Raw genomic sequence first — 13,879 nt, 5'->3', positions numbered from 1 at the left:
CAAAGACCTGCGGCTAAGTTTTGGGCCAACTTACAGGCTGCGTAGCTGCCGCTGAAAGTCTTCTTGGTACGACTTGCCTACCGGCACCTGGTAGCTACCAAGCTTAAGCACATAGTCTTCCACAGCCTCAATACGCTGCATATTAACAATATACGAGCGATGCACTCGCATAAAATTATGAAAGGGCAGCCGCTCCGTTAGCGATTTGAGCGTGTGGTACACGATGTGCTTTTGAGTGGGCATCACCAGCACCGAGTAAGTAGAGAGAGCCTCAATGTAGAGAACTTCATCAAAATTGACTCGTAGCGAGCGACTGCCAACTTTCACAAACATTTCGGCGCTGGTTGGCGCGGCTGGGGGCGCTACACGCGCGGTCGGCCGCGCCGCCAGCACCTTTGCCACTGCCTGGCTGAAGCGAGCAAATTCTACGGGTTTCACCAGATAATCAACGGCTTGCAACTCAAACGCTGCCACCGCAAACGTGCGGTGCGTAGTTACCAGCACCACGGCTGGGGCGGGGTCAGGGAGCAGCTTGGCCAGCTCGAGGCCCGACATGTTGGGCATCTCAATATCGAGTAGCAGCAAGTCGCAAGTGCCACCCTGCCGAAAAAAATGCAGCGCCTCCACGCCACCCGGCAGCGAGGCTACCAGGCTGAGCTCGGGCGTGAGGTCGACGAGGTGCTCCAGGGTCAGGCGGTTAATTTCATTGTCATCGACGATGACGCAGGTAAGTGGGGTAGTAGTTAGCATAGCTGATAATGAAGTAGTAATAAAGCAAGCCACCGGCTATTGCCCGGTAGCCGCTCACCCGAATAGCTAGTTAGCCTAAAGCTCTTAGCCGCCGAAATATACAAAACTATTGCGTAGCCTTCGCAGTGGATAAAGTCTATTCACCTTTCTATCACCGGCTTATAGCAAGCTGCTCTATCCTGCTACTTACAAGGCGCAATACCCTTGTAACCACTCATTAACGCGCTTATTTTCAATAGAACAGCATTCTACTGTACCAAGTAATTATCCAAATATTGTTTCTTGGATAACAACTAGTTTTTTATAAGTATAATCATAATTATTATTTTGCTATCTGCTTATGGCCGGCTACTTAAAGGGGGGTAGGACGCACTCGCCCTACCCCCCTTTAAGTAGCCGGCCTAGTAGTAGCCACCGGGCTTTGGGAAGCTAGTCCACGGCAATTTCGCCACGTAGATACGTTACGGCATACCCACCGATATCTACGCGGTCGCCACGCAGCCGGCACCAGAGTTCACCACCCCGCGCCGACTCCTGGCGGGCAAACAGTTCGGTTTTACCCAGTTTTTCGGCCCAATAGGGAATGAGGGTGCTATGGGCCGAGCCGGTGACGGGGTCTTCGGGCACTCCCACTTCGGGGGCAAAAAAGCGCGAAACAAAATCGACCCCGTTGCTACCGGGGGCAGTGGCAATCAGGCCAATATACCCCAAGTCAACGAGCGCCGCGAAGTCGGGGCGCAGCGCCAGCACTTCGTCGGCATGGGCAAACTCAACCACTAAATCGCGCGAAGCGAGCACCGCCAGCGGCGTAGCGGCGCCCGGCCCCAATGCCTGCACCAGCACCGCCGGGTGCTCGGCAATGGTTAGCAGCTGGGGTGGGCGGCTCGGGAAATCGAGCACCAGGCGGCCATCGGCCTCGCGGCGCACCCGCAGCAGGCCGCTCTGGCTTTTAAACACAATTTCGGGTTTCGAAAAACTGCGCTCGGTCCACAGCACGTGGGCTGTGGCCAACGTGGCGTGGCCACACAGGTCAATTTCGAAGGTGGGCGTAAACCAGCGCAAGTGAAAATCGGCTTCCTCCCCCACCAGCGGGATGAAAAAGGCCGTTTCGGCGAGGTTATTTTCAGCGGCAATTTGCTGCATGGTTTCGTCCGGCAGCCACGCAGACAGCGGGCACACGGCAGCCGGGTTGCCCGCAAACGGGCGCCGGGCAAAGGCATCGACCTGGTAAAGGGGGGTAGGCATTGGGAAAGCTACAAAAAGCGAAGCGCAAAGATGCGCTACCAAGGTTGGCTGCACCAATTATGCCCTACCCCCTCCCCCGGCGCCAGCCCCGACTAGCAACCAAGGCCCATCCTTAATTAATTATCTATTTCACTGATAGTCAAATTATAAAAGCTGGGCACTACCGCATGAGCACTTGGCTGGTAAGCTACGGCGCCTACGTAACCATCGGCCACGGTAAAACTGCTGACGAGCCAGGAAGGCACCAGTTGGCCGCTAGCCGCCGCCAACCGATGCGGCCCATCTAGCGCCGGAATGGTGCTAAACTCGTCGTCGATGCCACGGGCAGTAGCTTTCACGAAAGCCTCTTTACGCGTCCACAACTGGTAAAAGAGGTGAGCGCCGTCGGGGCTGCTCATTATGGCTTGCCTTTCGGGCAGGCTAAAACTGTGGGGGAGGATATCCTGAAACGGAAAAAGCGGGTCAATGGCCTCCACATCTACCCCCACTGGCGCCGCCGAAACGGCAATCAAAATCCAGTCTTTTGAGTGCGAAACATTGTAGTGCAAGCCCGGCTCGTTTTGGATGGCGGGCTTTTTATTCGGGCCAACCACAAACTGGATGGCGGCGGGTGCGCACGCCAGGTATTGGCCGAGTATGCTGCGCAAAGCGGCCCGCGCCACCACAAACCGCTGCTGGTCGGCTAGCTGGTGGTAGCGCTGGGCACGAGCCAGCTCATCGGCACGGAGCAACGTACGCAATCTGGGTATAAATGCTTTATTGTTAGCTATTCTAATCCTAAAAACTGCCAGCTCGGCTTGCGCAGAAAACCTACTTGTTTTCTGCGTAAACCGAGCTGACAGCGTGTTGCAGCTAATCAACATTTGAGTGGTTTTACTACCAGCTTTACGCAATTAGCTATGCATATTCAATGCTTCCTGCAAAATTCTGGCGCATTCTTTATCGTGCGGAGGAGCAAATATAAAATTGTGATTACCAGGGATATCATGAATATGAATCCCTCCTAGTGCGAACGGTTTCCACCCCAAGTGCTCAAAGTCTTCGACGTAAAACACGCGGTCCTCGTTGCGAAATAAGTGCACCGTGAACGGCTGCGGCGCCAAGCGGTACTTGTTAAACGCCAGCTCTTGGGCTTGGCCAATCTCGAAGCGGTGCCCGTGCAGCAACTCATAATGTTGCTTTTTGGTGTACTTGAGTTGGTCGACGGTGAGCTTTTTAATGGTGTTAGCGTTGGACAGCAGGGTACGACGCGGGTTGTTTTTTAGAAGCGTAAAGTTATACAGCAGCTTATTAAGCAAGAACTTAGTCCTCTTAAATAGCCTCACCAAATGCGGGCTATCCGCGTCGGATTGATAAGCATACGTGTCGAGCATGCCCAGAAACTTGACCACTTTGCCAGCGGCCGTTAGCTGCTTAGCCATCTCGAAGGCAATGATGCCCCCAAAGGAATAGCCAGCCAGCGCGTATGGCCCGGCCGGGTTGGTGGCTCTGATGGCGGCCACGTAATGCGCGGCCATCGCCTCAATACTGTCCAGGGGTTCTTCGCGGCCATCGAGGCCTTTGGCTTGCAGGCCGTAAACGGGCTGCTCGGCATCCATGTTCTTAGAAATCGCGTTGAAAAGCAGCACGTTGAGCCCCGCGCCGTGCACAATATAGAGTGGCGTTTTGGTGCCCTGCGGCTTGATGGGCACCAGCGAGTCCCAGCTGATGGCGTTGCTGTCCAGTTGCAGTACGGCGGCGAGTTTCTCGACCGTAGGATGCTCAAACAAAATAGCGAGGGGTAGGCGTTTGCCGGTTTCTTGCTCTAGGCGCAGCATCACGCGCACGGCAATGAGGGAGTGCCCCCCGAGCTCAAAAAAGTTGTCGGACACGCTGATGACACCCCCGCCTAGGTGCTCCTGCCAAATGGAGGCCACGAGTTGCTCGGCGTCGGTGCGCGGGCTGGTGGGCTGGGCCGGCGGCGCGGGGGGCGGGCTGGCATGCTGGCGCAGGGCCTGCCGGTCTACCTTGCCGTTAAGCGTTAAGGGTAAGGCCGGTACAACAACAAAATCGCTCGGCACCATGTACGCCGGGAGTTGTGCTAGCAGCGCTTTTTTCCAATGCCCAACGCTGGCCGAGCCATACGCAGCCGCGGGGCTGAGCACCACGTAGGCCACTAGGCGCTCATCGCCAGGATGCGGTTCGTGGGTGATGACGACGGCTTCCTTCACATCGGCCAGGGTGGTGAGGGCGTGCTCGATTTCGCCGGGCTCGATGCGGTAGCCGCGCACTTTTACTTGCTGGTCGAGGCGGCCCAAGCACTGCAATTCGCCTGTTTCCAGCAGCTTACCCAGGTCGCCGGTGCGGTAGAGGCGGGCACCGGGCTGGGTCGAAAACGGGTTAGCGATAAATTTTTCAGCCGTGAGGGCATCGCAATGCAGGTAGCCCTGCGCCACGCCATCACCGGCGATGCACAACTCGCCTACCCCCCCCACCGGCACGGGGCGGTCGGCTTCGTCTAGGATGTACACCTGGGTATTGGCAATGGGCCGGCCAATGGTAATGAGCTTATCCAGGTAGGTCAACTGCTTGACGGTGGACCAGATAGTAGTTTCCGTGGGGCCGTACATGTTCCATACCGACTGGCTGCGGGGCAGCAGGCGGTCGGCCAAGTCGCGGGCGAGGGCTTCGCCGCCGCAGAGCACCTTAAGGGGCAGGGGTTGCTCCCAGCCGGCTTCGAGCAGCAGCCGCCAACTCGAAGGGGTAGCCTGCATAATGGTGATGTGCTCGGCGGCCAGCACCCGCAGCAGCTCGCGGCCGTCGCGGGCGGTGGCGGCATTAGCCAGCACCAGCGTGGCTCCGCTCACCAGCGGCAAGAACAACTCCAGCCCCGCAATGTCGAAAGATATAGTGGTGATGGCTAGCAATTTATCTGCCGCCGTGATGCCGGGCGCTTGCTGCATGCTGTGCAAGAAGTTCACCACGTTGCGGTGGCTTATCTGCACGCCCTTGGGCCGGCCAGTCGAGCCCGACGTGTACAGCACGTATAGGGTGCTGTCGCTGGCTACCTGCACTGCCGGCGCCTGCCCCGAATACTGGCGAGCCGCCGCCAAAGCGTCATCGACAAACAGCACGGTGGCCGGGGCAGACGGGGCGGTGCGGTCCGAAGCCAGCAGAAACTCTGCCCCCGAATTGGTGAGCATAAAGGCCAGCCGCTCGGCGGGGTACGCGGGGTCGAGCGGCACGTAGGTGGCACCGCATTTGAGGGTGGCGAGCAGGGTGAGCAGCAGCGCAGGCTCGCGCGCCACGGCCAGCGCTACCACGTCGCCGGGCTGCACACCTTGGTCACGCAGGTAATTGGCCAGCTGGTTGGCCTGGCGGTGCAACTCAAAGTAAGTCAACTCGCTACCCTCAAAGCGCAGGGCTACGCTTTGGGGGGTAGCAAGGGCTTGCTCGGTCAGCAGCTGGGTCAGGGTTTGGGTGGCGGGGTAAGGCTGCGCGGTGCGGTTGAGGGACACGTAGGGGTCGGCCAACGGCGCGGCCGCGGCCCTACCCCCCACCGAACCGCGCAGGCTGGTGGCGGGGTTCGCAATAATTTCGCGCAGCAATTCCTCAAAGCTGCCCATCAGCTGGGCGATGGTTTCGGGCTTGAAAAGGGCCGTATTGAACGACCACTCCAGCACAAGCGCCTGCTCGGAGCCGCTGGCGTTGAGGAACAGTTCAAAGGCTTCGTAAGCGCGCGGGTTGCTGCGTAAAGTGTAGGTAAGGCCCTGAAAATCGACGTGGTCGGCTAGGCCCAGGTCGATGTTGAACATCACCGGCACCAGCGGCACGCGGGCAGTATCGCGCGCCAGGCGCAACTTTTTCAGCAAGCTACCAAAAGTAAGCTGCTGGTTTTCATAGGCGTCTAAGATGGCGGGGCGGCGCTGGCGCAGGTACTCGCCAAAGTTGGCCGCCGCGCCCGGCTGGCTGCGTAGGGGTAGCAAGTTCACGCAGTGGCCTACTAGGTGCAGCTGGCCGGCGGCCGACTGCCCAGCGGCGGGCAGCCCCACCACTAGGTCGGCTTGGCCCGTGAAGCGGTGCAGCAGCACCTCAAACGCCGCCAGTAGGGTGGTTACGAGGCTGCACCCGGCGCCCAGCCCCACCTTTTTGAGGCCGGCCACCAGCTCGGGCGCCAGCGGGTAGTCAGCGCGCGCGCTTTGGTAGGTGCGCACTGCGGGCCGCGGAAAATCGGTGGGCAGCGACACTACCGGCACTTCGCCCTGGTATTCTTTAAGCCAAAACTGCTCGACGCGCTGGTAGGCCGGGCTGCGGTTAAATACCAGTTGCTGGTCGGCGTAGCGGCTAAACGACGTGGCGGCCGGCAAGCTGGGGTATTGGCCCTGGCAGTAGGCCGAGTAGAGCTGGCCCAGGTCTTGCAGCAGAATGGCCAGCGACCAGCCATCGCAGATAATGTGGTGCACCGTGAGCACAAAATAGTGCTCGTTGGACGCTAGCCGCAGTAGGCCCGCTTTCAACAAGGGGCCGTGCAGCAGGTCGAACAGGTGGTGGGCATCTTGGCGCGTATACAAGTCTACTAGTTGCTGCTGGCGAGCAGCAGCTTCACTAGAGATGTCTTGATAATCAGTCGGAAGCACTAGTTCGCGCAGTACGCAACTGTACTTGCCATCGGCGCTAAATACCGAGCGCAGCGCCTCGTGGCGCTGCACCAGCGTCTGCACGGCTTGCTGCAACGCATCGGGGTCGAGCGGGCCGCGCAGGTGCAGCGCCACCGACTCGTTATACGCCCGGCTGGCGTCGTCGCCGCCCAGCCGGCAGGCCAGCCAAATCTCGGATTGCGGCTCAGTGATGGGGGCCAGGCGCACGATTTCGGGGCCGGCAAAGGGGTCGAACCCCACGGCCACCGCGCTAGGCGCGGCGGGCCGTTCGCTCATCAGAATGGGTTCCATCGCCTTAGTTCACGTTGATTTGCAGATGGCTACCGGGCTGGGTAGGGTCGGCGACGAACCAGGCGGGGTTGCCGGCGCGGTCGCGGCCTAGGCGGGCGCCCGGCACCGGCGGCTGGCTGAGCATAAACGACGTGCCGGGCTCGCGCAGGCTAGCTTCGGCCGCCGCCCCGGGGGCGCCCGTGAAGAAGCCAGCGGCTACCAGCTCGGCGGCGCTGGCTAGGCAGGCCGCCACTATCTGGTCTACCTCGGCTTCGGTGTGGGCCTCGGTGAGAAAGCAAGGAAAACCATCCCAGATGTGGATGCCTTTTTCGCGCATCAGTGTAAACAGCAGCTCACTGTAGGGTACTTCTTCGGGAAACTTAACCTTCCAGAGCGAGCCAAAATGCGCCACAAAGAAGGGCAGTTCGCGCCGCTCCAGCTCGGCGTTCAGGGCCTGGGCCAGCCGCTCGGTTTTGGCAGTGAGGCGCTCTTGCAGGGCCGGGCCCTGCGCCTGCATGTACTGCAAAGAGGCCTTGGCCGCGGCCAGCGCCAGGGGGTGCCGCACGAAGGTGCCCGCAAAATAGGTTACCCCCACTTCGGGCACCGAGGCGTCGCCGTATTGCCAGTAGCCGCCGTCGAGGGCATCCATCAGGTCTTTGCGGCCCGCGATGATGCCGATGGAGAGGCCGCCGCCCACCACTTTGCCGTAGGCCGCCAGGTCGGCCTTGATGCCGAACAGCGCCTGCGCGCCGCCGGGGTGCATTCGAAAACCGGTGATGACTTCATCAAAAATGAGCACCGTGCCGGCCGCCGCCGTGATGTCGCGCACTTGCCGCAAAAACGCCACTGGCCGAAACTCGGGCCGCCGGCTTTGCACCGGCTCCACGAGCACGGCCGCCAGCTCGTGGGCCCGCTCGCGGATGATGCGCAGGCTCTCATCGGTGCCGTAGTCCAGGATGAGCATGTTCTGCACCGACTCGGGCATGATGCCCGCCGCTGCCGGAAACGACTTCAATTTCTTGGTGCCGCGCACCAGCACTTCGTCCACAATGCCGTGGTACGAGCCCGTGAACGCCACCACCAGCGAGCGGCCCGTGGTGGTGCGGGCAATACGCAGCGCGCCCAGCACGGCCTCCGAGCCGGTATTGCACAAGCCCGCCCGCTCGAAGCCGGTAAACTCGCAAATCAATTCGCTTACCTCGCCGGCCAGCGCGTGCTGCGGACCTACTTCGTAGCCGGCGTCAATCTGCGCGTGCAGCGCCTCCTTGATGAAGTCGGGCTGGTAGCCGAGCATCGACGAGCCGAAGCCGTTGAGTGCGTCAATGTATTCATTGCCATCAATATCCCAGAGGCGGCTGCCCTTCGATTTGTTGACAACCAGGGGGTAGACAATCTCCTTGGTGAGCGGCTTGAAGCCCGATACCACCCGCGGGTCGGCCATGTGGGCGCGGTGCTGCTGGGCGTAGGCCTTGCTGGCCCGCGTTTTTTGGGTGTAGCTACGGGTGAGCTGCTGCAAAAAATCCTGCTGAGCGGCACCCAATTCGGTTACTTGGCGCTCGATGCGCGCCGTGGCGCCAAAGGGCTTCTTGATTTCGAGAGCTTCTTCGGGCGTCAGGTCAGGGGCCGGGGGTAGGGCCACCGGCGCGGCACTGGGGGCGAGCGCACTTATAGCCACTGGGGCGGCGGGCACCGCCACGGGTACTAGCGGGCTGGGGCTCAGCACCGGGCTAGGGCCCTGCATCAGCGCTACTTGCTTCGCCAATAGCTGCAGCTGCTGCACCACCAAGCCCAGGGCTGAATCGTCGGAGTGGGCGGCGGCTACGCCTACCCCCATTGCTACGGGCGAGGGAGCGGGCAGGTACACCGGGACGGGGGCGGGTTGGCTAAGCACCGGCACGGCGGCCAAAGCGGGCGCGGGGGGTAGGGCGGGCGCCGAGGTGGGCAATTGCTGGTCGAGGTAAGTAGCTAACTGAGCCAGCGTAGCGTACTCCTCGTTTAGCTGTCGGAAGGTCAGGGGCAAGGCAAATTCTTTGCGGAGCGTCAGCGCTACCTGAGTGAGGAGCAGCGAATCGAAGCCGATTTCGAGGAAGCTCATCTCGGGCGTTACGTCCGCCATTTCGATGCCCGAGGCATCTTCCAGAATGGTCTTGACTCTGTTGAGTAGAAGTGTTTTTCTCATAGTACTTGGTGCAGAAGGGGTAGGCAGGTTGGGTAAAGGGATAGCGATAGTAGGGAGCATAGTGGGCTGGGCGACCAGCGCAGCAGACTGCGTGACCGGCGCAGCGGGCGGGTCGAGCCAGCAGCGCTGACGAGCGAAAGCGTAGGTGGGCAACGCTATTTTTTGGCGGTGCTGCCCGGCGTAAAAGCCCGCCCAGTCGGGCGTTAAGCCAGCCAGCCACAGCTGGCCCAGCGTGTTTAGCAGGGTGTGGTAATCGGTTTGTGGCCCGGCCGGGGCTACTAGCCCGGGCAGAATGCCAGCGGCGCGCCCCGCGCCGGCCTGCCGGGCCAGGGTGGCTGCCACGTTGCCGGGGCCTACCTCTAGCAGCAGCGGCTGGCCCAGCTCGAAGAGGGTATGCAGGGCCGGCCCAAACTGCACAGTCTGGCGCAGGTGCCGGGCCCAGTAGTCGGGGTCGGTAGCTTGGGCATCAGTCAGCCACGTGCCACTGACGGTAGACACAATGGGTAGCTGCGGGCGGCTCAGCGCCACCTCGCCCACCACCTGCCGAAAGGCGTCCACCACAGGCTCCATCATGGCCGAGTGGAAGGCGTGGCTGGTGGCGAGCGCGCGGCTGGCCGTGCCTTGCGCCGCCAGCAATTGCCCGAAGGTGGCCACGGCCTCGTCGGGGCCCGCTACCACGCACGCTTTGTCGCTATTCACGGCGGCCAGCGACAATGCGGGGGGTAGGATGGCCAATAGTTTTTCGGCCGGCAGGCGCACCGACAACATACTGCCGCGGGGCTGCTCGCTCACCAGGCGGCCGCGGGTGGCCACCAGGCGCAGCGCATCGGCCAGGCTGAAAACGCCCGCCAGGTGGGCCGCCACAAACTCGCCGATGCTGTGGCCGCACAGCACCGTGGGCCGAATGCCCCAGCTGCGCCAGAGCATTGCCAGGGCATATTCCGTTACGAAAAGCGCGGGCTGGGCGTAGCGGGTATCGCGCAGTTGCTCGGCCGCCGCCGTAGCTGCGGGCGGGTAAAGCACCTGCCGGATGTCGGTTGCGAGCTGCCCTTGCAGCAAATCGGCGCACTCATCTACCGCCTGGCGGTACACCGGCTCCCTTTCATACAATAGCTGGCCCATGCCCAGGTACTGCGAGCCCTGGCCCGGAAACAAGAATACGGTTTCGGTGGGCACGGCGCGCACGGTGGCGGTAGTAGCCGGTGCTTCGGTATCGGCTTGCAGCGCGCGGTGCAGTTCGTCGGCATTGCTGACCACCGCAAAGCGGCGCTGCGCAAAATCGGGCCGGGTCGTGTGCAGGGTAAACGCGGCGTCGGCCAGCGAAAGCGCTGGGTTTTTGGCGAGGTGCTGGGTTAGGCGCTGCGCGTACCCCTCGCGGCTGGCCGCCGCCTTGGCCGACCACGCAAAGAGCTGTACCGGGCGCTCGTGGGCCACCGGCGGGGGGGTAGAAATATGTTCTTCCAGTACCACGTGCACGTTGGTGCCCCCCACCCCAAACGAGCTGACGCCCGCCCGCCGCGCGCTGGCTGCCGCCCAGGGCCGCAGCTCGGTATTGACAAAAAATGGGCTGTTGACGAAGTCGATGTGCGGGTTGGGCGCCGCAAAGCCCAGCGATGCCGGCAGCTGCTGGTAGTGCAGGGCCAGGGCCGTTTTGATGAAGCCCGCTACCCCCGCAGCGGCCGTGAGGTGGCCCATGTTGCTTTTAATGGAGCCTAGGGCGCAAAACTGCTTGGCCGCCTGCTCGCCAAAGGCCATCGTGAGGCCTTCTAGCTCGATGGGGTCGCCGAGGGGCGTGGCCGTGCCGTGGGCCTCCACGTAGCTGATGGTGGCGGGCGCTACTTGGCCGTCGGCCAGGGCCTGGCGAATGGCACCGGCCTGCCCTTCGGCGTTGGGCGCCGTGAAGCTGCCCTTGCCTGCACCGTCATTATTCACCCCTACCCCCTTGATAATGGCGAAGATGGTATCGCCATCTTGCTGCGCTTCGGCCAGGGGCTTGAGCAGCACCACGCCCGCGCCGTCGCTAAAAACGGTGCCCTGCGCATCGGCCGCAAACGAGCGGCAGTGGCCGTCGCGGCTCAGCATGGCGCCCTCCTGGTAGAGGTGCCCGCTGCGGATGGGCGCCGTGATGCTGACGCCGCCGGCCAGCGCCACTTCGCACTGCCCGCTGCGCAGGCTTTGCACCGCTTGGGCAATAGCCAGCAGCGAGGTCGAGCAGGCCGAATACACGCTCACGGCTGGGCCGGTGAGGTTGAGCTGGTAGGCAACGCGGGAAGCGACGTAGTCCTTCTCATTGACCGTCATCACCTGAAAGTCACCCAACTGCTCCACCACTTGCGGGTTGGCCAGCACATTGTTTAGGAAGTAAGTATTGTTGCCGCTGCCCGCAAACACACCCACGCGGCCGCCGTAGGTGGCGGGCAGGTAGCCGGCTTGCTCCAGGGCTTCCCAAGCAATTTCCAGAAAGAGCCGCTGCTGCGGGTCCATGGCCTCGGCCAGCTTGGGCGTGAGGCCAAAAAAAGCAGCGTCGAATTGGTCGGCGTCGGCCACGATGCCACGGGCTCGCACGTAGCGTGGGTCGGTGCGCAGGCGCGCTGGCACCGACGGGTCTAGTTCGGCCTCGGTGAAGAAACTGGTGGTTTCGCGGCCCTCGCGCAGCACGTCCCACAGGTCGGCCACCGTGGCGGCGCCCGGAAACCGGCCCGCCATGCTGATAACGGCAATGTCGCCCTGGTTGCCACCAGCAAGCCGCGCTTTTTGCGGGGCGGGACTAGTGGGGCGAACCGCCTGCGCCAGGTACTGCGCCACCCCAGAGGGGGTAGGAAACTGGTAGAGCTTGGTAATAGGGAGCACGTACTGGTGCTGCCGCAGCAGCTGCGCCACCACGGTTTGGGCCACCAACGAATTGCCCCCCAATTCAAAGAAATTATCATCCGCCCCAATCTCGTCGAGTTGCAAAAGCTGGCTCCAGAGCTGGGTAATGCGCTTTTCGGTCTCGGTAGTGGGCCGCCGATACAGGGTGGCTAGCTCGGGCCGCGTGCGGCCGGGCGGGGGTAGTGCCTTGCGGTCGACTTTACCGCTGGCCGACTTGGGCAGTTCCTCGAGCCACACGTAGGCGGCGGGCAGCATGTAGGCGGGCAGGCGCTGGGCCAAGGCCTGGCGCACGTGGGCCACGTCGCGCGCGGCCGCCGCGGCGGGCACCAGGTAGGCCACCAACTGCTGCTGGCCCACGGCGACTTCGCGGGCCACTACCACGGCTTGGCCGATGCCGGCTACTTTACTCAGGGCCACCTCTACCTCACCCAGCTCGATGCGGTGGCCTCGTATTTTCACTTGGTCGTCGCGCCGGCCCAGAAACTCGATATTGCCGTCGGGTAGGTAGCGGCCCAGGTCGCCGGTGCGGTACAGGCGCCCTACCCCCGCTTGGGTCACAAACTTCTCGGCCGTGAGGGCCAGCCGGTTGAGGTAACCCTCAGCGAGGCAAGCGCCACCGACACACAGCTCGCCAGCCTCGCCGGGGGGTAGCACTACCAAGTTTTCATCGACGATAAAAATCCGGGTATTCGCAATGGGCTGGCCAATGGTGGGCAGGCGGGGCCAGCTGGCGGGCGGGCCCATCAGCTGCAAATTGGTAGTGATGCAGGCGCACTCCGTAGGCCCAAACTGGTTGTACAACGTGCAGCTAGGCAAAGCGGTGAAGAACGCTTCGACCTGCGGCGTAATCTTGAGCTGCTCGCCGGCCGTCATTATTTCCTGCAAGCTGGCCGGAAAGTGCTGCGTGCTCACCGCTACTTCGGCCAGCGCCTGCAAGGCTACAAACGGCAAAAACAACCGGTTTACGCCGCGCTCCTCGATGAGATGCAGGAGCTTGGCTAGGTCCAGGCGCTGTTCTTCGGCCACCAGCACCAGCGTGCCGCCCGTGCTCAACGTAGCAAAAATCTCCTGAAAGGAAACGTCAAAAATCAGCGGCGCAAATTGCAGCGTACGCGTGCCCGGCCCGGCCAGCGAGTGGCCTTGCTGCCAGTGCAGTAGGTTGAGGAGCGGCGCGTGGCTTACGCACACCCCCTTGGGCTCGCCGGTGGTGCCCGAGGTGTACAGAACGTAGGCTAGCTGGCTGCCCGCTGCGGTTGCGGCAGGCGGGAAGTTATAGTCGGCTTCTGAAGCCAGTACGTGCAGGCCAAGCTCAGCAAATAAGGCAGTATCCGCGTCTGGGGCAAGGCAGGTAGTAATGCCCGAACTGGCCACAATCTGCGTGAGGCGCTGCGGGGGGTAGGCCGGGTCTAGCGGCAAGTAGGCCTTGCCGGCCTTCAAAATGGCCAGCACCCCTATAATGGTCGCCAGCCCGCGCGAACTGCTAATACCGATGAGAGTCTCCTCTGGTGCTCGGCGCCGAATGGCTTGGCTAAGCCGCTCGGCCCGCTCATTTACTTGGGTGTAGGTAAGCTCGACTTCACCCGCGATAAGGGCAATTCGCGCTCCATGGGCGGCTACCGCTTGCTCCACCAACTGGTGCACCGAGGCACCACTTAGGCTACTTGGCTGCTCACTCATAACCAAAACGCTTAGTTAGGCGATAGCTGGCAGCTACCGGCAGTGATAAGAAGCTTAGATAGGCTTGTAACATAAAACTCAGGTATATACTCACTTCACTACTAATAAAATACCTAATTATACTTAACTGAAGTGTTCTACCAAAGGTCAGCGTATAATATAATTTTCACTACAATAAACATAATTAAATACAGTTCGCTTGTCAATAATAATACTATTTCTTCTAGTTCTTATTTGCTACGATCTTTTA

At 61.6% G+C, this 13,879-nt stretch carries 5 protein-coding genes; all 5 read right to left on the bottom strand.

Annotation, left to right across the window (positions count from 1 at the left end; translation table 11 throughout):
* Positions 1-30: 30 nt before the first annotated feature.
* The 5 genes from GO988_RS01760 to GO988_RS01740 all read right to left on the bottom strand — a co-directional run bounded on the left by GO988_RS01760 (position 31) and on the right by GO988_RS01740 (position 13,629).
* Positions 31-750, bottom strand: a complete 720-nt coding sequence (locus GO988_RS01760; RefSeq protein ID WP_157561813.1) for a LytR/AlgR family response regulator transcription factor — start codon at positions 748-750, stop codon at positions 31-33.
* A gap of 429 nt (positions 751-1,179) precedes the next feature.
* A complete protein-coding gene (locus GO988_RS01755) occupies positions 1,180-1,995 on the bottom strand; it encodes a PhzF family phenazine biosynthesis protein (protein ID WP_157561812.1) in 816 nt (271 codons plus the stop codon).
* Between the two features lie 116 nt (positions 1,996-2,111).
* Positions 2,112-2,735 (bottom strand): 4'-phosphopantetheinyl transferase family protein, encoded by a 624-nt coding sequence (locus GO988_RS01750; RefSeq protein ID WP_198172463.1) that lies wholly within the window; start codon positions 2,733-2,735, stop codon positions 2,112-2,114.
* 153 nt (positions 2,736-2,888) lie between these two features.
* Positions 2,889-6,923: a non-ribosomal peptide synthetase gene (locus tag GO988_RS01745; RefSeq protein ID WP_232341331.1), complete on the bottom strand. Its 4,035-nt coding sequence runs from the start codon at positions 6,921-6,923 to the stop codon at positions 2,889-2,891.
* Between the two features lie 4 nt (positions 6,924-6,927).
* Entirely contained in the window at positions 6,928-13,629 is a 6,702-nt protein-coding gene (locus GO988_RS01740) for a polyketide synthase (protein ID WP_157561810.1), read from the bottom strand.
* Positions 13,630-13,879: the final 250 nt, after the last annotated feature.

This window comes from Hymenobacter ginkgonis (assembly GCF_009755225.1).
GTDB lineage: Bacteria > Bacteroidota > Bacteroidia > Cytophagales > Hymenobacteraceae > Hymenobacter > Hymenobacter ginkgonis.
This window is presented reverse-complemented; position numbering and strand designations above follow the sequence as displayed.

Excerpts from the sequence above, each read along its gene's own strand:
- GO988_RS01760 (WP_157561813.1), bottom strand. The coding sequence starts at position 750 with ATGCTAACTACTACCCCACTTACCTGCGTCATCGTCGATGACAATGAA.
- GO988_RS01755 (WP_157561812.1), bottom strand. The coding sequence starts at position 1,995 with ATGCCTACCCCCCTTTACCAGGTCGATGCCTTTGCCCGGCGCCCGTTT.
- GO988_RS01740 (WP_157561810.1), bottom strand. The coding sequence starts at position 13,629 with ATGAGTGAGCAGCCAAGTAGCCTAAGTGGTGCCTCGGTGCACCAGTTG.
- GO988_RS01745 (WP_232341331.1), bottom strand. The coding sequence starts at position 6,923 with ATGGAACCCATTCTGATGAGCGAACGGCCCGCCGCGCCTAGCGCGGTG.